Raw genomic sequence first — 22028 nt, forward strand, 5'->3', positions numbered from 1 at the left:
TTTCTAATAAAGATACTGTCTATTTTCTAATTAATAAAAGCTTAAAGGGAAGAGGTAGGTTCATGCATTTAAACGGTACATCGAAGGTAAATGACAAGGGGCATTTGGAGATAGGCGGATTGGATACTGTAGTGCTAGCCGAACAATTTGGCACACCTTTATACGTATATGATGTTTCTTTAATTAGGGAAAGAGCGAGAGGCTTTAAGCATACGTTTGAAAAACTAGGAGTAACCGCTCAAGTTGCGTACGCGAGCAAAGCATTTTCGACGATTGCTATGGTCCAGCTTGCGGAAGAAGAAGGACTTTCACTTGATGTTGTTTCCGGCGGAGAATTATATACAGCCTTAGCAGCTGAATTCCCCCCTGAAAAAATTCATTTTCATGGGAATAACAAAAGTAAAGAAGAGCTGGAAATGGCTCTTAAACATGGAATTGGCTGTATTGTTGTCGATAACTTTTATGAATTAGAGCTCATTGAATCGATTTGTGAAGCGATGGAAGTGAACGCGAAAATTCTTTTAAGAGTTACACCTGGAGTTGAAGCGCATACACATGAATATATTACAACTGGGCAGGCAGATTCTAAATTTGGCTTTGACCTACAAAATGGACAAGCAGAAAAGGCAATGAGAGTGGCCTTAAAGTCCTCGAAAATCGAACTGCTCGGCTTGCATTGTCATATCGGTTCACAAATATTTGAAACCGCTGGATTTCTAGTAGCAGCACAAAAAATATTTGAGAAACTGAATGAATGGAAAAAGTTATACGCCTTTGAAACAAAGGTGTTAAACTTAGGCGGAGGCTTTGGCATTCGCTATACGAATGAGGATCATCCTCTGCCAGCAGGTCAATATGTTGAAGAAATTATAGAGGAAGTGCAAAGGCAGGCCGATCATTTTGCAATGAAAATGCCTGAAATATGGATTGAACCAGGCCGTTCTCTTGTGGGAGATGCCGGTACGACATTATACAAGATAGGCTCCAATAAAGAAGTTCCTAACATTCGCAAATATATCGCCGTGGATGGCGGGATGAGCGACAATATTAGACCGGCTCTTTACCAAGCAAGGTATGAAGCTATTTTAGCTAATAGAGCATTAGAAAAAGCAGAGGAGACTGTTTCTGTTGCTGGAAAATGCTGCGAATCAGGTGATATGCTCATATGGGATATCCCACTTCCAAAATCGGATCATAATGATTTGCTGGCAGTTTTTTGCACAGGTGCATATGGATATGCGATGGCAAATAATTACAATCGGATTCCTAGACCGCCTGTCATCTTTGTAGAAAATGGGGAAGCAAAGCTCGTTGTAAGAAGAGAAACGTATGAGGATCTTATTCGAATGGATGTATCAATCAAAGAAAAAATTAGTAATTAACAGTTGTTGAATGTATTCATGCATATTGAAAAAAGCTTGTAGAATGAAGAGCATGCCAATTGGGTCAGGTGTTGAGCTCGCTTTCTACAGGCTTTTTTGTATTTAATCGTATTAATTACTAGTGTAGAATGGAAAAATTGAAAGGTTTCGTGTAGAATAGAACTAATCCTTGAATGTGTGAAGATGTAATGATTTTGTTACAGGAGGTTTTATGAAAAAAAGCAATTGGATTCTTTTTGTTTTATTAATCGTGATGAGTTTAGCATGGGGACTTTATTATTGGTTTTTTATCGTTCCATCTAAGTAGACCCCCAGAAAAGCAATGATTAGTATCAGTATATAGCTAAAAGATCAGCCATTAGTGTACAAACTAATGAGGCGTACATATATTATATTATTACAGTTTGAAATATTAAATTTTTGGGGAAAATTAAGATGGAATGCTAAAATCTAATGAGGGATAAAAATGTTAATTCGTTATAAAAAAACTTTCGAAAAGATTGCTATGGGTTTGTTATCTTTTATGCCAAATGAAAAAGATCTCAAGAAGCTCCAGCAAACGATGAAACAATATGAAAGTGAGGAGAACCTGCAACTATTTCTTTGGAAAGCAGGGGAAGATATTATTGGATTAATGGGTGTTCTAATGAATGAAGACTCAGCTATGATTCAGCATATCTCAGTCAATCCTTCTCATAGGCAACAAGGAATTGGGAAGTCGATGGTCAAAGCGCTACAAGAATTATTCCCAGACAAAAAAATCACAGCGAATGAAAATACCGAATCATTCTTAAGTAAATGTGATCTCACAATTCATATAGAAAAAGGCAGTGAGTAATTATTTTATTCACTGCCTTTTTCTATGTGTTGGTGAATGGCTCTTTTTTAATGCATCTAACCGTTCCTGAATAATACTGCTTCGATCTCTAGAGGAATGGCGATGAACGATTTCCCTATTATTCAAGTCACTAGCTGATCCCCATATGAAACCGCGATCGATGCAGCCTGCATTGCAGCTTTCAATTAATATCGGATCAGTTATTGGAATCATATAGCTAGTATAGGGAATTTGTAAGGAGATATCTTCATGTTTTAAAGGCAGGTCATTCATCAATTGTTCTGTATCAATTCCTAACTGAAGCAGCTGTCTTTTTTCATTTTTTAAGATAGCAATTGATTTAGCTATCGTCTTTTCGGCACCTGGAAAATTTCCGCGCCGATGATGGTAATTTGACACGGCTAGGAGGATTAGACCTACCCAAATAGACTGCTTATTGTTAGGATCAACCTCTTTCCAATATTCCTCTAAGATTTCATGACATTCGAAATAATCTCTATCCCCATGAAAATGTATTAAGTAATCAATATACGCTTTTGGATACAACTCGCCACCTCCTATAAATATATGTTTATCATACCACAGAATATTTGTCTAAAAATTCAGCAATAGTTTTCAAGCAAACAAAAAACCCGGCATGAACCGGGTCATGTATACATATTATCTTAGCACCAAGCTGCTCCTACAATAATCAGCAGGATGAACAAAACGACAAGTAAAGCAAACCCTGTTCCTCCGCATCCAATGTGTCCTTTAGACATACATCATACCTCCTGTTTCTTTTGTTGTTTCAATATCATTTTATGTAGGCAAATACCAAAATGTATGGGCGAATGAAGAGAAAATTTATATAAGGCGCTTTCGCATTTCTAATATTTTTCTATTGGATAGCTCACCTTTATAATTTATACTATAGTAGTCTTTAATGAGGAATTTAATGAGGAAATTTTGGTGAGTAGTAATGGAACATTATAATGTAAAGATTGATGCGTTTGAAGGACCGCTTGATTTGCTTCTTCACTTAATAAATCGGCTTGAAATTGATATATATGATATTCCAGTAGCAGAAATTACTGAGCAATATTTATTATATATCCATACGATGCAAGTGCTGCAGCTTGATGTGGCAAGTGAATATCTCGTTATGGCAGCTACCTTGCTAGCGATTAAGAGCAAAATGCTTCTCCCAAAGCACGAGGAAGATTTGCTTGACGATGAATTTGGTGTAGGACCTGAAGAAGACACGATGGAAGAGCTTGTTGAAAGATTAGTTGAATACAGAAAATATAAAGAGGCAGCAGTTGATTTTAAAGAAATGGAAAAAGAGAGGGGCTTGATGTTTACAAAGCCACCAAGCGATTTAAGCGATTATGCCAAAGACATTCAACCGGAAAAAACGGAATTAAACGTTTCGTTGTATGATATGCTTGGCGCACTCCAAAAACTATTAAGAAGACAAAAACTGCAAAAGCCGCTATCTACGAAAATAACACGTCAAGAAATCCCAATCGAGACGAGAATGGCAGAAATTCTTGACGATTTAAGACAAATCAAGGTACGAAAAAGTTTTTATGAGCTCTTTCCTGTTCTTGACCGTGAAAATATTGTCGTTACTTTTTTAGCGGTGTTAGAGCTAATGAAACGTCAAGAAATCATTATTGAGCAGGATGGAAATTTTTCGGAAATTTATGTAAGTGCTATGGAAGGAGGAAATGAATATTAATATTATCAATTGGAAAGGGATTGTTGAAAGCCTTTTATTTGCCGCAGGGGATGAAGGGCTAACTTTAAAACAGGTGGCTCTTGTTCTCGAAGTAGATGAGTTGCAAGCTGAAGAAATTATTAAAGAATTAATGGAAGATTATCGAAAAGATGACATGCGAGGCATCACAGTTATCGAGCTAGCAGGTACCTTCCAGCTTGCTACGAAAAAAGAAAATTCAGCCTATCTAAAAAGACTTGTCGTTACTCCGCAAGCATCAACATTATCCCAAGCAGCATTAGAAACACTGGCAATTATTGCTTATAAACAGCCGATTACAAGAGCGGAAATTGAGGAAATAAGAGGGGTGAAGACAGAGCGGCCAATACATACGCTTATGGCGAAAGCGCTCATTAAGGAAGTGGGTAGAGCAGAGGGATCAGGAAGAGCTTATTTATATGGCACAACGAAAGAATTTCTTGATTATTTTGGTTTAAAAAAGATCGAGGAGCTGCCACCGCTTCCAGAAAAGGTAGAAGACGATTATCAGCTGGAAGAAGCCGATTTGTTTTTTGATAAGTTTCAAGAAACAATTGATTCTTGAATTTTTCATACAATTGAATCTATTTATGATACTATATACTTGTAAAAAAATGCTTAATTTTTAAAATGAAGCATTTTCTATATCGTTTTCATTTTTACATATGGGGAAAATTGTTGTGGAGGGGTTAAGATGCTTATTAAACAATGCAAGGGATATGAGCTGGAAAAGGAAAAATCGAATACGTCAGAGGATTTCTTCAATCGAAGTGAGGTTACTTTTGAGGAAAATGGACAAGAAAAGACTTTACACGTTCTATATGTCCGGTATTTTGATGAACTAATGTCTGAGTTTACTCCATTTGAAGGGAGCACCATTTTTAAAGCAGGATCCAAGGAGGTTGAATTTAAAGACATCGTGGCTCTTATTTGTTTGTTGAAAAATCCTGGCTTTCGCCACCGAAAGCGTGTTTACATTAATTCAAAGCTAGATTTTGCATCGTATTTTCAAGATATTGATTACACGAAGCTTCCTGGGATATTTGAGGATTTAGAAACGAAGAAGAGCTTTAATCTTCGTTCACCCTTGGAGTACATCGTTCAGCCCCAATAAGAATCCTTAAAAAACAGCCTTTGATGGTTGTTTTTTTCTTTATTAAAAAGTATATAGTTGGCGATATTTACATTCTACAGGAAAAAGCATATTTTATTGGGCTATTCATACTATAGAAAGGGACTATTAAGAAAAGAGGGATCGCATGAGTAAAATGAATGATTATATCCAAGATGTGTTTAAATGGAATAAGGAACTGCGAACATTTCTCGAATCAGAAAACGTTGATGAGAACGATGAGCTATGGCTGAAAATGGACCGAATGACTGATATTATGGAGGGAATTCAAAATCCATTAAGCAACGAGGCATTGTTGGAGATTCAGAATCATGTGGAAGAACTGCATATGGATATGGAGGAGTATTTCACGAAAAGGCAGGAGCTAGGAAGTGTTTATGTCAATCCACCTCAAATTGCAGCAGGAGCTCATACATTGCCTCCATTGCCATATGCTTACAATGCATTAGAACCTTATATATCAGGGGAAATTATGCGATTACATCATAATAAGCATCATCAATCTTATGTTGATGGATTGAATAAAGCAGAGAAGGAGCTAAATAAAGCAAGAAGATCGGGTGACTTTTCCTTAATTAAGCATTGGTCTAGAGAGCTTGCTTTTCATGGATCAGGGCATTACCTTCATACGATTTTCTGGAATAATATGATTCCTAAAGGCGGAGGAAAGCCTTCAGGCAGCCTGTTAAAAGCAATAGAAAAATATTTTGGGAGTTTCGAAGCATTTAAACAGCAATTCACAGAAGCAGCGAAGCAAGTCGAAGGTGTGGGCTGGGCTGTACTAGTTTGGTCACCAAGGGCGCATCATTTGGAAATACTGCAATCCGAAAGGCATATGATTTTAACCCAATGGGATACGATTCCTTTGCTTGTATTGGATGTCTGGGAGCATGCCTACTATCTGCAATATAAAAATGACCGTGCCAGCTATGTGAAAAATTGGTGGAATATTGTTAATTGGAAGGATGTTGAACAAAGGTTTATGAAAGCTTCTGAGCTTAAATGGAAACCATTTTAATAGAAATAAAAGGCGAAAAACAATCTATGTTTTTCGCCTTTTATTGTCATATCAATACTTGTCCTGCATAAAATTGTACAAACCAGTGAAGGAGACTGCAATGAAAAAGATGAAAAAGCTGATGATCTTTCCATTAATAGCCGCCATTTTTATAGCGTTTATTCCACTAAGGGCGCAAGCTTCTTTTTCTGTTAGCGCACAAAGTGCCATTTTAATGGAGCAAAGCTCTGGTCGGGTACTATATGATAAAAATGCAAATAAGCCGATGAGAATTGCAAGCATTACAAAGATTATGACGGCTATTTTAGCCATTGAATCGGGAAAAATGGATGAATGGGTAAAGGTAAGTGAGAAAGCGGTCCATACAGAAGGTTCCTCTATTTATTTAATTCCTGGTGAAAAAATAAAGTTAGAGGATTTAGTATACGGATTAATGCTTCGATCTGGAAATGACGCAGCTGTTGCTATTTCAGAGCATGTTGGTGGAAGTCTGGATGGTTTCGTTTATTTAATGAATCAAAAGGCAGAAGAAATCGGTATGAAGAATACTCATTTTGCCAATCCGCATGGGCTGGATGACCATGAAAATCATTTGTCAACAGCTTATGATATGGCACTCTTGACACGTTATGCGATGAATAATAAAGAGTACCAGAAAATTTCAGGTACGAAGGTTCACAATGCGCCGCATCCTACTGAGAAATGGGATCGAAAGTGGAAGAATAAGAACAGACTGCTTACAGAGCTTTACAGCTATACAACAGGAGGAAAGACAGGCTATACAAAACGTGCGAAGCGCACGTTAGTAACGACAGCCACCAAAGGTGAGCTCGACTTTATTGCTGTAACATTAAATGGTCCTGATGATTGGAATGACCATATTCAAATGTATGAGACCGGTTTTACCACCTATCGTTTAGTAGAGGTTTTGCCAAAAGGAAAGATCGAGCAAATAAAGGATAAATTTTATAAAAAGAAGGTCTATGTTAAGCATAGCTTTGATTATCCGGTGACATCGAAGGAAAAGAAGCAATTTAAAATTGAATACAAACTGAAGAAGCCAAAAAAAGAATGGGAAGATAATCCCCCTAAAATTGTTGGACAAGTGATTGTTTATTTTGACAAACAGCAAGTGAAAAGGATGCCAATATATTATAAATATGCTGATAGACAAGCCAAGCAATCGTTTTTTGAGCAATTCAGAAACATATTTCTCGTGATGATTGGTGTGAAAATAGATGGTTAATATTATATGGGTATTCCTAACAGTCATTGGAATTATCTTTGCCATGGTTAACGGAACGATGGATCAAGTGAATGAAGCGATCTTTAATGGTGCAGCAGAAGCAGTTACTTTATGTATTGGGTTAATCAGTGTTCTTGTATTTTGGTTAGGCATGATGAGAATTGCTGAGGAAGCTGGGCTATTGCAAAAATTGTCTCTCCTATTTAGACCGATTGTAAAGAGGCTATTTCCGGAGGTACCGAATGATCATCCAGCAATGGGCTACATTCTCTCTAATATGATGGCCAATATGTTTGGACTTGGCAATGCAGCAACCCCGTTAGGTATTAAGGCGATGGAGGAACTAAAAAGGTTAAATGGTGGATTGGATATCGCCAGCCGTTCAATGATAACCTTTCTAGCCATTAATACGTCAAGCATCACGCTTATTCCAACAATGGTTATTGCTATTCGAATGAAATATGAATCCGCATCCCCAACAGAGATTGTCGGTCCTACGTTAATTGCATCCTTTTGCTCAGCAATAGGCGCGATCATCATTGACCGGTATTTTCATTATAGAAGAACGAGAAAAGGATGAGTCATATGCAAGTTGTATCGGTTATCTCCCTCTGGTTTATTCCTGTTCTAATTGGTTTTATATTAATATATGGGACGGTAAAACGTGTACCCACTTATGAAAGGTTTGTGGAAGGCGGAAAAGAAGGAATAAAGATCGCAGTCTCGATTATTCCTTTTCTTGTTGGAATGCTTGTTGCCATATCGGTTTTTCGTGCTTCTGGAGCACTAGAGTATTTTATGGAGTTCATTCGCCCTATACTAGAAGCAATAGGTGTTCCGCCTGATATTGTTCCGCTCGCCATCATTCGTCCAATCTCAGGGTCAGCTGCACTTGGAATCACAAGTGATCTTATTGCTGTTCATGGCCCAGATTCATTTATCGGCAGGTTAGCATCTGTTCTTCAAGGCAGTACAGACACAACTTTTTATGTACTAACTGTTTATTTTGGTGCGGTAGGAATCAGAAAAATGGGAGATGCTTTAAAGGTAGGTCTATTGGCAGATTTAATCGGAATCATCGCAGCCATTGTAGTAGTTACACTTATTTTTGGGAGGATATGAAAAGACTAAGATGATAAAAACATGTAAAAATACCTAAAATAATAGGTATTTTTTTTAATGCTATTATTTGAAAAAAACGTCTACTTTGAAAAAGGAATGATTTATGTCATAATTCATAAGGATGGAAATAGGTATAATCCTTATTAAGTAATAGTTGGGGTGACATAAATGGAAAGATTGCAAAAGGTAATTGCCCATGCTGGATTTGCTTCTCGCAGGAAAGCGGAGGAGCTCATTAAGGAAGGCCATGTAAGGGTGAATGGAAAAACAGTTAAGGAGCTAGGTGTTAAGGTTTCCTCTTCAGATCGAGTAGAAGTGAATGGCATTCCTGTGGAAAGGGAGGAGCCGGTTTATTTTCTCTTATATAAACCAAGAGGCGTTATTTCAAGTGTAACGGATGATAAAGGAAGAAAAGTAGTAACTGATTTTTTTCAGCAAATTGAACAGCGGATTTACCCGGTGGGGCGTCTAGACTTTGATACTTCTGGCCTGCTGCTCTTAACAAATGATGGGGAGTTTGCTAATATGCTCATGCATCCAAAGAATGAAATTGAAAAGGTATACGTAGCCAAGGTAAAGGGAATTCCTTCAAGAGAGAAAATGAGAAGCCTTGAAAAAGGCATTCGCTTAGAGGATGGGAAAACAGCCCCTGCGCAGACAAAAGTGCTTTCAATTGACAAGAAAAAGCAGACAGCAATTATTGAATTAACAATCCATGAGGGAAGAAATCGACAGGTTAGAAGGATGCTCGAAGCTATCGGTCATCCAGTCCTTAAATTAAAAAGGGAAAGATACGGCTTCTTAACACTCCAAGGGTTAAAAGCGGGAGAAGCAAGAGAATTAACAGCACATGAAGTCAAGCAGTTGCGCGCGCTATCAAAATCGTAAGTAAATGGCGTTAAATTTCAACAATTAAGGGAAATTTCATAGAAAAGTCACAGTTACTTCAAATTGTAAACATTATTAGAATGATGATAAATGGTATAATAAAAATCGGCTGTTTCGTTTTAAAGACGCACAGCGTTTTTCTAAAGGGGAGAGTGTGATGAAAAAGCGTCGTTTAGTGATGAGAACGATTATTTTGCTCATTTTAGGTGCAGCTGTCGCTTATACCTTGTATGCAAATTTTACAAAAGATGATATTAAGAAGGTTGTTGTTGGTGAACAAGCACCTGATTTTGTTCTTGTGGACTTGAATGGAGAAGAGCATCGTCTTTCGGATTACAAGGGTCAGGGTGTCTTTCTTAATTTCTGGGGTACATATTGTAAGCCATGTGAAAAAGAAATGCCGTATATGGATAACCAGTACAAACAATTTAAAGACAAAGGTGTACAAACATTAGCTGTAAACGTAGGTGAGTCAGAGCTATCAGTAAGTAAATTTGCTGATAGACATCAATTAACTTTTCCGATTGTACTTGATAAAGACGGACAAGTTCAGACTGCCTATAAAATTGGCGCACTTCCTGCAACATTTATGATTGATAAAGATGGAAAAGTGGTTAAATATCACACAGGTCAATTGACGGAAGAAATGATTAAAGAGTTAATGGAACTAGTTCAACCATAAGCTACGGGGAGTTTTTTAAATGAAACATGTAAAATGTGAATGCGGGCATGTGAATCCGCATGGAACCATTCTTTGTGAAGCATGTGGAAGAGTTCTTCAGGAATCGGAAAAGGATAAGAAACTTGTTGATATGCGCTATGAGGGCAGTGCAAGGCGTTCGCAAACATACAACAAAACAATCATTGATAAAATCTGGAATTTCTTCTCATCCGTAAAAGTCGGTGTTTGGCTAATTGTGATTACGTTAATTGCGTCAGCACTTGGCACAATTTTTCCGCAAGAAATGTACATTCCTCCTATCATGCCTGCTGCAGAGTATTATGAGGATCAGTACGGTTGGTTAGGAAAGTTGTATTATGATCTTGGATTTCATAATTTATACAGTTCATGGTGGTATCTTGTTTTAATCGCTTCCATTGGCATTTCTTTAGTTATATGCAGCCTCGACAGGATGATCCCTTTATGGAGGGCTTTAAAGGCTCAACGTGTTGCAAGGCATGAAGGGTTCCTGAAGCGCCAGCGCATCTTTGGCGTCTCAGAGCATAGCAATCTTGATGAATCTTACACAGAGATAAAAGAAAGATTAAAAGCAAAGAGATACAATATTCGCGAAGAAGATGGGAATATTCTAGCTGAGAAGGGCAGATTTTCAAGATGGGGTCCGTATGTGAACCATGTTGGACTTATTATTTTCCTAATTGGCGGAATGCTTCGTTTTGTTCCGGGAATGTATATTGATGAAGTCCTCTGGCTTCGTGAGGGAGAGACAAAGGTCATTCCTGAAACGGATGGTCAATACTATTTAAAGAATAATAAGTTTATTCTAGAAGTTTATGATAAGGATAAAGATAACAAAGCATTTAGTGAAGCAATTGAGGAAAAAGGAATGGTAGCAAAAAACTACCAATCAAATGTAACCCTTTACAAGAAAAAGGGAGAAACCGTTGCCGGACAAGAGCCTGAACTTGTAAAAGTTAAGGACTATGAGATTCGTGTAAACGAACCGCTAAAGTTCGAAGGGTATGCACTCTATCAAGTTAGTTATAAATTAAATGAACTAAGCAAAATGACTTTTACATTGAGCAATAAGAAGTCAAATGAATCATTAGGCGAAGTGAAAATTGATTTGAATGACCCGAAAGATCGCTATGATCTTGGCAATGGCTATGCGGTAGAAGTGGTAAGCTATTTCCCTGACTTTGAATTTGATGACAGTGGAGAGCCGGTAACGAAATCAAAGGTTCCAAACAATCCGGCATTTGTATTCAAAATGATTACTCCTGATAAAAAAGATGGTGAAATCAGTTTTGTAGCTATACAGCAAACGATTGAGCCCTTTGGTGATAATGAATATAAAATGAATTTTGCGGGTATTGATACGAAAAATGTTTCATCTATTACGGTTCGAAAAGATTTAACGCTATGGATTATCGCATTGGGTGGGCTTATCTTTATGATTGGGGTTGCTCAAGGTTCCTATTGGAATCATCGCCGTATATGGATACGCAGAGTAAATGATGAAGTCTGGATTGCTGGACATACGAATAAAAACTGGCATGGTCTAAAAAGGGAAATCCAGGCTGTATTAGCGGATACAGGAATCGACGAACCTGAAGATCAAATGCAGAAAGAAGAAAATAAAGTATAAGGAGGGAAATCAGTGGTAAGTTTAAGCGGAAATTTATTATTTGCCTCATTTATCCTTTATTTAATCGCCACTGTCTTTTTTGCTGGATCGATTAAGGATAAAAAAGGAAAGTTAAAAGAAAAAGGCACAAATAAATGGGCGAAAATCGCAATTTTTATTACAATCATTGGATTTGTTTCTCAGTTAGGGTATTTTATTACTCGCTGGATTGTCGCTGGACATGCTCCTGTAAGTAACATGTTTGAATTTGGCACATTCTTTGCTTTATCATTAGTCGGTGCTTTTATCGTTTTATACTATATGTATAAAACACCATTACTTGGTGCTTTTACTTTACCAGTGGCACTCTTACTAATCGCATTTTCAAGCATGTTTTCACGTGATATATCGCCGCTTATCCCAGCACTTCAAAGCCATTGGCTTTATATTCATGTTACGACCGCAGCGTTGGGTCAAGCGATTTTAGGGATGAGCTTTGCAGCAGGTCTTATCTATCTTGTCAAGGCTATTGATCAATCAAAACCAAGTAAACGTACTTTTTGGCTTGAGACAATTATGTTTGGTCTCATTTGTACGCTTGGTTTTGTAATTGTAACTACTACATTCTCATTATTCGATTACAAAGCTGAATTTAATTGGATTGATAAAAATGGCCAAGAGTTAAAACAAGAATTTAATATGCCTGCAATAACTGGTCCGAATGAGGGCGAATTATTAACGGCTGGAAAATTTGAGCCGCTTGTAGAAATGCCTGGCATTATTAATGCGAAAAAAATGAATACAGTGATATGGTCGTTATTGTCAGGAACCATTATTTACTTATTATTCAGATTGATTATCCGGAAACGAGTAGGGGCTGTATTGCAGCCAGTAGTAAAAAATATTAAACTAGATTTAGTAGACGAAATAGGCTACCGCTCGGTGTTAATAGGCTTCCCGGTATTTACTTTGGGAGCTTTAATATTTGCAATGATCTGGGCTCAAATTGCTTGGACACGATTTTGGGGGTGGGACCCGAAAGAGGTTTGGGCGCTCATCACTTTCTTATTCTATGCAGCTTTCCTACACTTACGATTATCAAAAGGGTGGCATGGCGAAAAGTCTGCCTGGCTTGCAGTTATAGGATTTGTGATTATAATGTTTAACTTTGTGGCAGTAAATCTTGTTATTGCGGGATTGCATTCCTATGCAGGATAATGAAGCAGTTTAAAACTATTACTGGATATAGAAAGAATATCTACTTAATTTTAAAAAAAGCCTTCACTTCACGTTAGTGAAGGCTTCTTTTAAAAGATATATTTTTGGGGGAAAATGATAAGGGGGATATAGTTATGGACAAAGACGTTAGAATTTTAGTAGTGGATGATGAGGAAAGAATTCGACGTTTATTAAAAATGTATTTGGAGAGAGAAAACTATTTAATAGACGAGGCAGAGGATGGGAATGAAGCGATAGCAAAGGCATTAGGGAATGATTATGATGTCATTTTGCTTGATTTAATGATGCCTGGGAAAGACGGAATTGAAGTATGCCGTGAAGTAAGAGAGAAAAAAGCTACACCAATAATCATGTTAACAGCCAAAGGGGAGGAAGTTAACAGAGTACAAGGTTTTGAGGTTGGAACAGACGATTATATCGTGAAGCCATTTAGTCCAAGAGAGGTTGTATTGCGTGTAAAGGCATTGCTGCGCCGTTCATCGAAGACATCCTTCATTCAAACAGAGACAGCTACGAAGGATGTCATTGTCTTTCCACATTTAACAATTGACCATGATGCTCATAGAGTATTAGCGGATGGCAAGGAAGTAAGCCTCACTCCAAAAGAGTATGAATTACTCTATTTCTTAGCAAAATCTCCTGATAAGGTTTTTGATCGGGAACAACTGCTGAAAGAAGTGTGGCATTATGAGTTTTTTGGTGATCTAAGAACTGTAGACACACATGTGAAGCGCTTGCGTGAAAAGTTAAATAAGGTATCAGAACAAGCAGCAAAAATGATTGTAACTGTTTGGGGAGTCGGCTACAAGTTTGAGGTTATTAATGAATGATGCTGTGGCGCAGCGTTGTAGGTAAACTTTGGATTACCATTCTTCTGCTCGTATCTTTTGTGTTATTTATATTAACAATCATGCTCCTTGAGTTTTTTGAGAATTACCATATCAATGAAACAGAAAAAGGGCTTACAGATACTGCGCAAAAAATTGCTCGAATTCTGGAGGAGCATGAGAAAGAAATTGGGCTGGAAATTGCATGGGAATTAGTTGATGACTTTACGAAAATTGTTATCATTCACAATGAAAATGAATATGATTATTCACCTAATAAAAGCCAAACCTTTCAGTTGCCTTTGTCGTATTTAACGGAAGATAAAGATTTGCAAAAGGTATTTACAGAAAAGAAAACAGTACAGAAAATTTCCCCATTTTCTATAAATGAGGAAATGGATAACGATAAAACCAAAATATTAATTATCGGTGTTCCTTTACAAGATTCAGGGAATAAAAATGGGGCTGTATTTATATACCAGTCATTAGAGGTAATGCAGGAAACGACCCGGACAACAACAAAGTTTATTTTTCTTGCAGCAGGTGTAGCTATCATCTTAACAACAATTTTTGCCTTTTTCCTTTCGACACGGATTACTGCACCACTCCGTAAAATGCGTGAGGCAGCATTTGAAGTGGCAAAGGGAAAGTTTGATACAAAAATTCCTTTAACATCACATGATGAGATTGGTGAATTGGCAATTGCCTTTAACCAAATGGGAAAACAGCTGAAATTTAATATGAATGCTTTAAGTCAGGAAAAAGAGCAATTTGCTAGTATTTTAAGTGGGATGGCAGATGGTGTTATTACGTTTAATCGGGATGGAACGATTCTAATCACTAATCCTCCTGCAGATCGTTTTTTGCATAATTGGTATTATGAACAAGAGGAAAGTAATACAGATACAGCTGCTGTTCCTTCAAAAGTAATGGAGCTTTTTCAACAGGCCGTTAATACAGAAAAAGAACAAGTTGGTGAAATCTCCGTTCAGGGAAGGTTCTGGGTGATGATTGTAAGTCCGCTCTATAATAATAAATATATACGTGGTGCGGTTGCGGTTATTCGTGATATGACAGAAGAAAGACAGCTTGATAAGCTAAGGCAGGATTTTATTGCGAATGTTTCTCATGAACTTCGGACCCCTATTTCTATGATGCAAGGATATAGTGAAGCAATTGTAGATGATATTGCCGGGACGGATGATGAAAAGAAGGAGATGGCTCGCGTTATTTATGACGAATCCTTAAGAATGGGCAGACTTGTTAATGAATTGCTTGATCTTGCAAGAATGGAAGCTGGGCATATCCAATTAACAATTGAAGAGGTTGAAGTTCATTCCTATTTTCAGAAAATTATTCGGAAGTTTCAAGGGCTTGCAAAAGAGAAAGGGATTATGTTGGAGCAGGAGCTCGAAGGAACGGACTCTTCGTTTCAATTTGATCCTGATCGATTAGATCAAGTTTTAACCAACCTGATTGATAACGCAATTCGACATACACCAGAAAAGGGATTTGTGAAAGTTTCTGAACGGATGGACGAGCGCGGCTTGATCATTGAAGTAAAAGATTCGGGTTCAGGTATTCCGGAGGAAGATTTGCCATTTGTTTTTGAACGGTTTTATAAAGCCGACAAAGCTAGAACAAGGGGAAGATCAGGAACAGGATTAGGACTTGCCATAGCCAAAAATATTGTCAATGCCCATAAAGGTCAAATTACAGTACAAAGTAAGCTTGGTCAAGGAACGACATTTTCTATCCTTATTCCTCGAAAAAACGAATAATATCGTATACCCTGCCGATTGTTCTTGATACACGGGAAACATAGAAAAGCGGAAGCGCCTTGGTCATCGCCGTACAAACGCAGAAGGGCCTGTTCTTTCGATAAAGGAAACACGGTGAGCGAGAGCGAACCGATGTTGACGCAATCGTTGCGGGGGGACCTGAAGTTTGCTAGGCGATAGGCGCTGAAGCTAGACAATACTCTTCTTTTTAAAACAAATGATTCATGAACAAATACAAAAGGAAGGATTCCTGAGAAAATCCTTCCTTTTTTGTATAGAAAATACTATATTTAAAGGTGTAACTTTTTCATTTTTTTTGCGACTAAATTAATGAACGGGGAGGGGAATCGATGGACTCCGTTTTTGATGAATTATATAGAAAATATCATCATGACGTTTTTCAATTTCTTTTTTATATGGTCAAAAACAAAGAACAGGCTGAAGACCTTGTACAAGAGGTTTATATAAGAGTATTAAAATCGTATGAAAGGTTTGAAGGAAAAAGCAGTGAAAAAACATGGCTTTTTTCAATTGCCCGCAATGTGGCAATTGATTCTTTTCGTAAACAAAAAGGGTGGAAGCAAAGAATTTTAGAAAAGTTTGATTGGTCTACGTCTCAGGTGAAGGATAACCAGCCCATCCCTGAGGATATCGCACTGCAAAATGAGGAGATTCAACAAATATACAAGTGTTTGGATCAGTGTACGGTTGATCAGCGTCTTGTCATCGTTATGAGGTATATTCATGAGTTTTCAATCATAGAAACAGCTGAGGCATTAGGATGGACGGAAAGTAAGGTAAAGACGACGCAGCACCGAGCGTTAAAAATATTAAAGAAACAGATGGAGGAAACGATTGGAAAGGAGGGGATAGAAAGTGAAAAAATCAGAATGGAGCGATAATGAGCTTAAAGAATTATTAAGCCAAATGCCAAAAATTAAAGATGAGCGTGATCCGCGTGAAATATACCAAAGTATTACCATTCGGATGAATAAGAGAAAACAGCGAACATGGGTCATGCCAACTGCAGCCGCTGCTTTAGCAGCCGTTCTATTTTTTATTCTTGTCCCTACCCTTTTTGATTGGCAGAACTCAGAAGAACAGGTGGCAGATCTAGCTAAGGAATCAAAATCCTCTCAAAAAATTTCAATGAAGGAAGATGCTGATTTACAAGAAGCAGAGGAAAAAGTAAGCATGGAAGAAGAAAGTGTGACCCCGTATACGGCAGAGGAGAACACGGAGGAACAAAGCGAGATTGGAATTACATCAATGAATATGGATGATCCAACAACTGCTGTATATGAAGAGGATCTTGGCGGGATGGAAGTACTAACTTATGCAATACCTGATGAAAATGCAATGATAGCGGTGCCAGTAAGTGTACTTGTGGCAAAGGAAAAAGATAAAACCAAATTTGATCTTTTTGAAGAAAATATGCTGACTTTAAATGAAAAGGAATGGGGACTGAAGGATTATTTCCCATTAAAAGCGGAATTTATGCTTGATGAGCAAAGCAGAGTATTAACAGTCGATTTTCCTGCCGACCATCCATACGGAGATGGTTCAGCGTCAGAGAAAGTTTTTAATGAAGCGCTTAGCTACACGCTATCCGCTTTAGATATTAGCGAAATTGTGTTTACGACAGAAGGTAATAGTGGATTAGAACTTGGCAATAGAGGGGTTATAGAAGAATTTGTACCTGAAATCGGAAATCATGCCTATTATTTTTATTATCCGAATGAGACAGCAAAAAAGCCTTATATTGTACCATATGGAGAACAGTTAAGTTCAATCAAAGAAGCGTTTGCGGCTATGAAAGAAAACCAGGAAAAAGCACAATTACGTGCTTCTATCCCTGCTAATATAAATTTTGAAACTGAGGAGAACCAAGAAGAAAAAAAATTAACCATTCGCTTTGAAAAAGGTTCGGAAATAAATAATGATGAAACTACAGTGCACACGATCGAGGCCATTCTCTTAACAGCTAAAGACTTTAACTACCAAACAGTAAAATTGGAGAATGCCAACGTGGATAAGGTAGGCAGATTTAACCTGGAAAATGAAATTAAAGTCCCGATTGCGGCGAATAAGCGCAGCTTGCCATAAAAAAGTGAAGTGACTTGGAACCAATAAATTGATGAGCGTTAAAAAGAAGATAAGCAATGGCTTGTCTTCTTTTTATGTAATAAATATTAGACACTCATCATATGGTGAATATGGCAGGAAATAAAGATAGATGAGGAGCGGGGAGTAAGGTGGATTACATCAAACGTTTTATTATTGCAATCATAATGGTACTCTGTGTCAGCCTATTATTTCTTGGTGGAAAAACTGTAGGGGCACATTCAACCGAATCAAAAGACACATCAGTGGAGTTATTTCAATTTTTTTCATAGAATAGATGATTTGCTAGTCTATAGCCTTCAAAGTATAATAGGTTAAAATTAAGGAGGCGAAATCGTGCTAACAGATTATCATAATCATTTGGAAACAGGCACTTTAAGTTTAGACTATTTACGACAGTTTACAGATATGGCGAAACAAAAAGGAATTAATAGCTTTGGGATATCAGAGCATGCCTATCATTTCTATCAGACAGCAGATATTTTGCAGAATCCGTGGGTGAATGAAAGACGTTACTATGATATGAGGGATTATGTGAATCTATTTCAGCAAGCATGGGCAAATGAGATAGACGTAAAAATGTCGATCGAAATGGATTATACTCCAGGTAAGCATGAGGAAATGAAGCAGTTTATTCAAGCATATAGTTTTGATTATGTGATCGGCTCGATCCACTGGATAGACGATTTCGGGATTGATTTGACAGAATATAAGCATGAATGGGAAAAAAGGGACGTTTATGAAACTTATAAGAAGTATTTTGATCAAGTCGTTACGCTGGCCCAGTCCAATTTGTTTGATATTATTGGACATATTGATTTAGTAAAAATATTTAAATATGTACCAGAGAATGAGGAATTTCTTTTAGAACAGTATGAGCGTGCAACAGATGCTTTAGCCGAATCAAAGACATGCGTAGAAATAAGCACAGCAGGCTTGAGGAAACCGGTTGGAGAGCTATATCCTGATAAACGGCTTTTAGAAAAATGTTTTGCGAAAAATATTCCAATCGTATTATCATCAGATGCTCATTTTCCTCAGCATGTTGGTGCTGACTTTGATCAGGCAATTGCTTTGGCAAGAGAGGTCGGGTATACATCCCTCATGACATTTTCAAAAGGGGAGCGAAAAGAGCATTCATTAGGATGAAAAACTAAAAAGGATGACTTACCTAGTGGGGGTCATCCTTTTTAGTTTTTTTATACAGTCATTCGATTGACAGAAACAATATCATCAAGCTTTGTTAGCAATGCCAATGTTTCATCTTCCAAAGGCTTATCAAATGAAAGAACCATGATGGCTTCTCCGCCAGCTTCTTTTCTTCCTACTTGCATAGTAGCGATATTTATTGAATGATCACCCAATATTCTTCCAACCCTGCCAATAACACCCGGGCGGTCCATATGTTGAATATAAAGCAGGTTCCCTTCTGGAATAAAATCAATAGTAAACCCGTTAATATAAACAATTCGAGGACCGTAATGCTCAATAAATGTTCCTCTTATGATAAACGAGTTTTCTTCGCCCTTAGCAGTAACAGTAATGCAGTTGGCATAGCCGTAAGCATCGGCAGATATTTTCTCTCCGACAGTCATGCCGCGTTCTTTTGCTGTCAGCAGAGCATTTACTTCATTTACATTAACGGCGATTCTGTTTTTTAAAAAGGCGGCTAAAGTTGCTTTCGTTAAGTAGGCGGTTTCTAACTCAGCAACTGTTCCCGAATATGTAATCGATAACTCACGTATCCCTTCTTTTATACATTGGGATAAAATATAACCGATTTGTTTGGAAATATGATGGAATGGACGAATTTTTTCAAAAATATCTTTTGATATTGCCGGAAGATTGATAGAGTTTGAGACTAGATTATTTTCTAGAAATAATCGTACCTCCCTTGCCACTTGGGTTGCCACATTTAGTTGTGCTTCTTTTGTTGAAGCGCCAAGATGAGGAGTAACGATAACATTATCAAATTTAAGCAGCGGGTGTTCCCCTGGAGGTTCCGTTTCAAAGACGTCAATAGCTGCTCCGGCCACATGACCAATTCCGATATATTTTGCAAGTGCTTGTTCATCGATGATGCCGCCGCGCGCACAATTTAGAAAGAAAACACCCTTTTTCGTTTTGCTTAATGCCTGTTCATCAATGATGCCTTTTGTTTCTGCAGTGAGCGGTGTATGAACTGTGATAATATCCGCTTCCTTTAACACTGCATCCATGTGACAAGACTCAACTCCTAGCTTTGCTGCGCGATCTTTTGTTAAAAATGGATCAAATACTTTAATTGTCATGCCGAATGCTTTAGATCGCTTAGCAAGCTCTGAACCAATCCTCCCCATTCCAACAATGCCTAATGTTTTTCCGTATAACTCTGTTCCAAGAAAATGATTTCGCTTCCATTCTAAATTTTTGACTGTTTGATGTGCTTGGGGGATATTTCTCATCATGGAGGCCATCATGGCGAAGGTGTGTTCGGCAGTAGAAATTGTATTTCCGTCAGGAGCATTAATAACGATGATGCCTCTGCGTGTTGCTGCATCTACCTCGATATTATCTACACCCACACCAGCACGTGCGATGATTTTTAAATGGGGCATTTTGTTTAATAATTCCTCGTTTACCTTTGTTGCACTTCTAACAAGTAAGGCATCTATGATATTCAGGTCAACTTCTGGGTTTGAGGCTTTTTTTTGAATAATCTTTGCATTTTTCATTTCTAATAACGGTTGTAGTCCTTCTTCACTAATTGCATCGGCAACTAAAATAGTAAACATGTAAACACCTCATATGGAAATAATTTTCAGATAATTTTACAAGACAGACAGACATCTGTCAATTCAATAAATATCCTTTTTTCATTTGGAAGCGCTTTAAAATGCTAAAGTCGGTGGATTGTCATTTTATGGCTGGATGGTGCCAAAGTTTAAGCCTTCCCATTTTATTCTTTTTCGAGTATAATACTATTTGTATAAAATTATACGGTCTATCTTCGGGGCAGGGTGAAATTCCCGACCGGCGGTGAAGAGTTGTATAACTCTAAGCCCGCGAGCCTATAATAGCGAAAGTGATGATCCATTGAAACCTTTCAGCAAATGCGGAAGGAATATTGGATACGCTCTAGCTTGGGGCAGGATTTGGTGCGAATCCAAAGCCGACAGTACAGTCTGGATGGGAGAAGATGGAGGTTCTGCAGACGTTCAAAAAATGCAGGTTGTTTGAACGTTTATTTAGTGAGCCTTTGTAATCTCCCTCAAGCGATGAGCTTGAGGGTTTTCTTTTGCTTGGGCTTTTTAATACTGCTGAACCTTTCTTCTTTAGGAGAGATAGTCCTTACAAGGAGAGAGGAACATGAAAAAACTTACGGTTAAAGCTTTAGTTGGAATTGGGATGCTCAGCAGCATTTCGTACATTTTGATGCTATTAAATTTCCCTTTGCCGCCATTTCCAAATTTCTTAATGATTGACTTTAGCGATATACCTGCATTAATTGCTGCGTTAATCTTTGGTCCGGTGGCAGGAATTTTAGTCGAATTAATCAAGAACATATTAGATTACTTTATGACTGGAAGTGCTACAGGTGTACCTGTTGGCCATATTGCGAACTTTATGGCAGGTATCCTGTTTGTCTTGCCGACATACTTCGTTTATAACAAACTAAAAACGAAAAAAGGCATGACATTTGGATTAGCAGTTGGTACCTTTATCATGGCTGTAATCATGAGTGTGTTAAACTACTTTATCATATATCCAGCATATACACTCTTTTTAAATATGCCGGCTATGTCTGCTCCAGAAATCCGTACAGTCGTTGTAACGGCTATCTTACCTTTTAATATCGTCAAAGGCTTATTAATCACACTTGTATTTATGCTGTTATTTACACGCATGAGCACATGGATTAATAAACAAGGTTCATATAAGAGCGCGACCTAATATATAAATAAAAAAACAACGGCCTGCACCGTTGTTTTTTTATTGTCCAGGAAATTATAAAATTGAATGTTGTGGATAACTTTGTGAAAGGTTCCGCTACCATTAATATGTATAAGAATCAACATTCAGCTTGTATTAAAAAACTCCCTTTCTATATGAAAGGGAGCAGTAGCATTCACTATAAAAGAAAACTATTCAAATTTAAGTGGGTCTCCATCGAATGATTCATCAGCCACTTTAATGGAGTCAGTTGGACAGCCTTCGAAGGCATCCATCATGTCGTCAATTAATACATCTGGAATTTCAACAATTCCTTGGTTATCATCTAGTGTAACGAACGCAATGCCTTCGTCATCATAATCATAAATGTCTGGTGCAGCAGCTCCGCATGCCCCACATGCGATACATGTTTCTTTGTCAACAATTGTATACTTTGCCATGAAAAAAC

Annotated in this window: 23 protein-coding genes and 1 riboswitch; of the genes, 19 read left to right on the top strand and 4 right to left on the bottom strand. The window is 37.7% G+C overall.

What is annotated here, in order from left to right; genetic code table 11:
- Nucleotides 1–62 precede the first annotated feature (62 nt).
- Entirely contained in the window at nt 63–1382 is a 1320-nt protein-coding gene (lysA, locus tag RUH74_RS01300; RefSeq protein ID WP_313798429.1) for a diaminopimelate decarboxylase, read from the top strand.
- A 466-nt stretch (nt 1383–1848) separates the two neighbouring features.
- Nucleotides 1849–2220: a GNAT family N-acetyltransferase gene (locus RUH74_RS01305; protein ID WP_313798430.1), complete on the top strand. Its 372-nt coding sequence runs from the start codon at nt 1849–1851 to the stop codon at nt 2218–2220.
- Between the two features lie 9 nt (nt 2221–2229).
- Here RUH74_RS01305 and RUH74_RS01310 read toward each other — a convergent pair whose 3' ends face one another.
- Nucleotides 2230–2766: a DUF309 domain-containing protein gene (locus RUH74_RS01310; RefSeq protein WP_313798431.1), complete on the bottom strand. Its 537-nt coding sequence runs from the start codon at nt 2764–2766 to the stop codon at nt 2230–2232.
- Between the two features lie 119 nt (nt 2767–2885).
- Nucleotides 2886–2981, bottom strand: coding sequence for a YjcZ family sporulation protein (locus RUH74_RS01315; protein WP_313798432.1), 96 nt, complete (start codon nt 2979–2981; stop codon nt 2886–2888).
- Between the two features lie 200 nt (nt 2982–3181).
- Here RUH74_RS01315 and RUH74_RS01320 point away from each other — a divergent pair, with 200 nt between their 5' ends.
- The 16 genes from RUH74_RS01320 to RUH74_RS01395 all read left to right on the top strand — a co-directional run bounded on the left by RUH74_RS01320 (nt 3182) and on the right by RUH74_RS01395 (nt 18796).
- Nucleotides 3182–3943 carry a segregation/condensation protein A gene (locus RUH74_RS01320; protein WP_313798433.1) on the top strand — a complete coding sequence of 254 codons (762 nt, stop codon included), beginning with the start codon at nt 3182–3184 and terminating at the stop codon, nt 3941–3943.
- Nucleotides 3939–4526, top strand: coding sequence for an SMC-Scp complex subunit ScpB (gene scpB / locus RUH74_RS01325; RefSeq protein WP_313798559.1), 588 nt, complete (start codon nt 3939–3941; stop codon nt 4524–4526). The genes RUH74_RS01320 and scpB overlap by 5 nt, the downstream gene beginning before the upstream one ends.
- A 129-nt stretch (nt 4527–4655) precedes the next feature.
- Nucleotides 4656–5075: a hypothetical protein gene (locus RUH74_RS01330; protein WP_313798434.1), complete on the top strand. Its 420-nt coding sequence runs from the start codon at nt 4656–4658 to the stop codon at nt 5073–5075.
- Nucleotides 5076–5220: 145 nt separating this feature from the next.
- Complete coding sequence (locus RUH74_RS01335; RefSeq protein WP_313798435.1) at nt 5221–6111, top strand: superoxide dismutase; 891 nt, start codon at nt 5221–5223, stop codon at nt 6109–6111.
- A 100-nt stretch (nt 6112–6211) separates the two neighbouring features.
- On the top strand, nt 6212–7357 hold the full coding sequence (locus RUH74_RS01340) for a D-alanyl-D-alanine carboxypeptidase family protein (RefSeq protein WP_313798436.1): 1146 nt from the start codon (nt 6212–6214) through the stop codon (nt 7355–7357).
- On the top strand, nt 7350–7937 hold the full coding sequence (locus tag RUH74_RS01345; protein ID WP_313798438.1) for a nucleoside recognition domain-containing protein: 588 nt from the start codon (nt 7350–7352) through the stop codon (nt 7935–7937). Before RUH74_RS01340 ends, RUH74_RS01345 begins: the two co-directional genes overlap by 8 nt.
- A 5-nt stretch (nt 7938–7942) precedes the next feature.
- Nucleotides 7943–8479, top strand: coding sequence for a spore maturation protein (locus RUH74_RS01350; protein ID WP_313798439.1), 537 nt, complete (start codon nt 7943–7945; stop codon nt 8477–8479).
- A 168-nt stretch (nt 8480–8647) separates the two neighbouring features.
- On the top strand, nt 8648–9367 hold the full coding sequence (gene rluB / locus RUH74_RS01355; protein ID WP_313798440.1) for a 23S rRNA pseudouridine(2605) synthase RluB: 720 nt from the start codon (nt 8648–8650) through the stop codon (nt 9365–9367).
- A gap of 157 nt (nt 9368–9524) precedes the next feature.
- A complete protein-coding gene (gene resA, locus RUH74_RS01360; protein ID WP_313798441.1) occupies nt 9525–10049 on the top strand; it encodes a thiol-disulfide oxidoreductase ResA in 525 nt (174 codons plus the stop codon).
- A gap of 19 nt (nt 10050–10068) precedes the next feature.
- Nucleotides 10069–11697 carry a cytochrome c biogenesis protein ResB gene (gene resB / locus RUH74_RS01365; RefSeq protein WP_313798442.1) on the top strand — a complete coding sequence of 543 codons (1629 nt, stop codon included), beginning with the start codon at nt 10069–10071 and terminating at the stop codon, nt 11695–11697.
- A gap of 12 nt (nt 11698–11709) precedes the next feature.
- Nucleotides 11710–12894 carry a c-type cytochrome biogenesis protein CcsB gene (ccsB, locus tag RUH74_RS01370; RefSeq protein WP_313798443.1) on the top strand — a complete coding sequence of 395 codons (1185 nt, stop codon included), beginning with the start codon at nt 11710–11712 and terminating at the stop codon, nt 12892–12894.
- Nucleotides 12895–13028: 134 nt separating this feature from the next.
- Nucleotides 13029–13745, top strand: coding sequence for a response regulator (locus RUH74_RS01375; RefSeq protein WP_313798444.1), 717 nt, complete (start codon nt 13029–13031; stop codon nt 13743–13745).
- On the top strand, nt 13742–15523 hold the full coding sequence (locus RUH74_RS01380) for an ATP-binding protein (protein ID WP_313798445.1): 1782 nt from the start codon (nt 13742–13744) through the stop codon (nt 15521–15523). The genes RUH74_RS01375 and RUH74_RS01380 overlap by 4 nt, the downstream gene beginning before the upstream one ends.
- A gap of 350 nt (nt 15524–15873) precedes the next feature.
- A complete protein-coding gene (gene sigX, locus RUH74_RS01385; protein ID WP_313798446.1) occupies nt 15874–16425 on the top strand; it encodes an RNA polymerase sigma factor SigX in 552 nt (183 codons plus the stop codon).
- Complete coding sequence (locus RUH74_RS01390) at nt 16400–17629, top strand: GerMN domain-containing protein (protein WP_313798447.1); 1230 nt, start codon at nt 16400–16402, stop codon at nt 17627–17629. Before sigX ends, RUH74_RS01390 begins: the two co-directional genes overlap by 26 nt.
- 354 nt (nt 17630–17983) lie before the next feature.
- Nucleotides 17984–18796: a histidinol-phosphatase gene (locus RUH74_RS01395; RefSeq protein WP_313798448.1), complete on the top strand. Its 813-nt coding sequence runs from the start codon at nt 17984–17986 to the stop codon at nt 18794–18796.
- Nucleotides 18797–18846: 50 nt separating this feature from the next.
- Here the strand turns inward: RUH74_RS01395 and serA are convergent, their stop codons facing one another.
- Complete coding sequence (serA, locus tag RUH74_RS01400) at nt 18847–20421, bottom strand: phosphoglycerate dehydrogenase (RefSeq protein ID WP_313798449.1); 1575 nt, start codon at nt 20419–20421, stop codon at nt 18847–18849.
- 207 nt (nt 20422–20628) lie between these two features.
- Nucleotides 20629–20831: riboswitch (FMN riboswitch) on the top strand.
- Between the two features lie 164 nt (nt 20832–20995).
- Here serA and RUH74_RS01405 point away from each other — a divergent pair.
- A complete protein-coding gene (locus RUH74_RS01405; protein WP_313798450.1) occupies nt 20996–21580 on the top strand; it encodes an ECF transporter S component in 585 nt (194 codons plus the stop codon).
- Between the two features lie 191 nt (nt 21581–21771).
- Here the strand turns inward: RUH74_RS01405 and RUH74_RS01410 are convergent, their stop codons facing one another.
- Nucleotides 21772–22020 carry a ferredoxin gene (locus RUH74_RS01410; protein ID WP_313798451.1) on the bottom strand — a complete coding sequence of 83 codons (249 nt, stop codon included), beginning with the start codon at nt 22018–22020 and terminating at the stop codon, nt 21772–21774.
- Between the last annotated feature and the right edge of the window lie 8 nt (nt 22021–22028).

This window comes from Cytobacillus sp. (assembly GCF_032154635.1).
Classification (GTDB): domain Bacteria; phylum Bacillota; class Bacilli; order Bacillales; family Cytobacillaceae; genus Cytobacillus.

Bases quoted from the DNA above. Each gene is read 5' to 3' on its own strand.
- lysA (WP_313798429.1), top strand. From the start codon at position 63: ATGCATTTAAACGGTACATCGAAGGTAAATGACAAGGGGCATTTGGAG.
- RUH74_RS01305 (WP_313798430.1), top strand. From the start codon at position 1,849: ATGTTAATTCGTTATAAAAAAACTTTCGAAAAGATTGCTATGGGTTTG.
- RUH74_RS01315 (WP_313798432.1), bottom strand. From the start codon at position 2,981: ATGTCTAAAGGACACATTGGATGCGGAGGAACAGGGTTTGCTTTACTT.
- RUH74_RS01320 (WP_313798433.1), top strand. From the start codon at position 3,182: ATGGAACATTATAATGTAAAGATTGATGCGTTTGAAGGACCGCTTGAT.
- RUH74_RS01330 (WP_313798434.1), top strand. From the start codon at position 4,656: ATGCTTATTAAACAATGCAAGGGATATGAGCTGGAAAAGGAAAAATCG.
- RUH74_RS01335 (WP_313798435.1), top strand. From the start codon at position 5,221: ATGAGTAAAATGAATGATTATATCCAAGATGTGTTTAAATGGAATAAG.
- RUH74_RS01340 (WP_313798436.1), top strand. From the start codon at position 6,212: ATGAAAAAGATGAAAAAGCTGATGATCTTTCCATTAATAGCCGCCATT.
- RUH74_RS01345 (WP_313798438.1), top strand. From the start codon at position 7,350: ATGGTTAATATTATATGGGTATTCCTAACAGTCATTGGAATTATCTTT.
- RUH74_RS01350 (WP_313798439.1), top strand. From the start codon at position 7,943: ATGCAAGTTGTATCGGTTATCTCCCTCTGGTTTATTCCTGTTCTAATT.
- rluB (WP_313798440.1), top strand. From the start codon at position 8,648: ATGGAAAGATTGCAAAAGGTAATTGCCCATGCTGGATTTGCTTCTCGC.
- resA (WP_313798441.1), top strand. From the start codon at position 9,525: ATGAAAAAGCGTCGTTTAGTGATGAGAACGATTATTTTGCTCATTTTA.
- resB (WP_313798442.1), top strand. From the start codon at position 10,069: ATGAAACATGTAAAATGTGAATGCGGGCATGTGAATCCGCATGGAACC.
- RUH74_RS01375 (WP_313798444.1), top strand. From the start codon at position 13,029: ATGGACAAAGACGTTAGAATTTTAGTAGTGGATGATGAGGAAAGAATT.
- RUH74_RS01380 (WP_313798445.1), top strand. From the start codon at position 13,742: ATGATGCTGTGGCGCAGCGTTGTAGGTAAACTTTGGATTACCATTCTT.
- sigX (WP_313798446.1), top strand. From the start codon at position 15,874: ATGGACTCCGTTTTTGATGAATTATATAGAAAATATCATCATGACGTT.
- serA (WP_313798449.1), bottom strand. From the start codon at position 20,421: ATGTTTACTATTTTAGTTGCCGATGCAATTAGTGAAGAAGGACTACAA.
- RUH74_RS01405 (WP_313798450.1), top strand. From the start codon at position 20,996: ATGAAAAAACTTACGGTTAAAGCTTTAGTTGGAATTGGGATGCTCAGC.
- RUH74_RS01410 (WP_313798451.1), bottom strand. From the start codon at position 22,020: ATGGCAAAGTATACAATTGTTGACAAAGAAACATGTATCGCATGTGGG.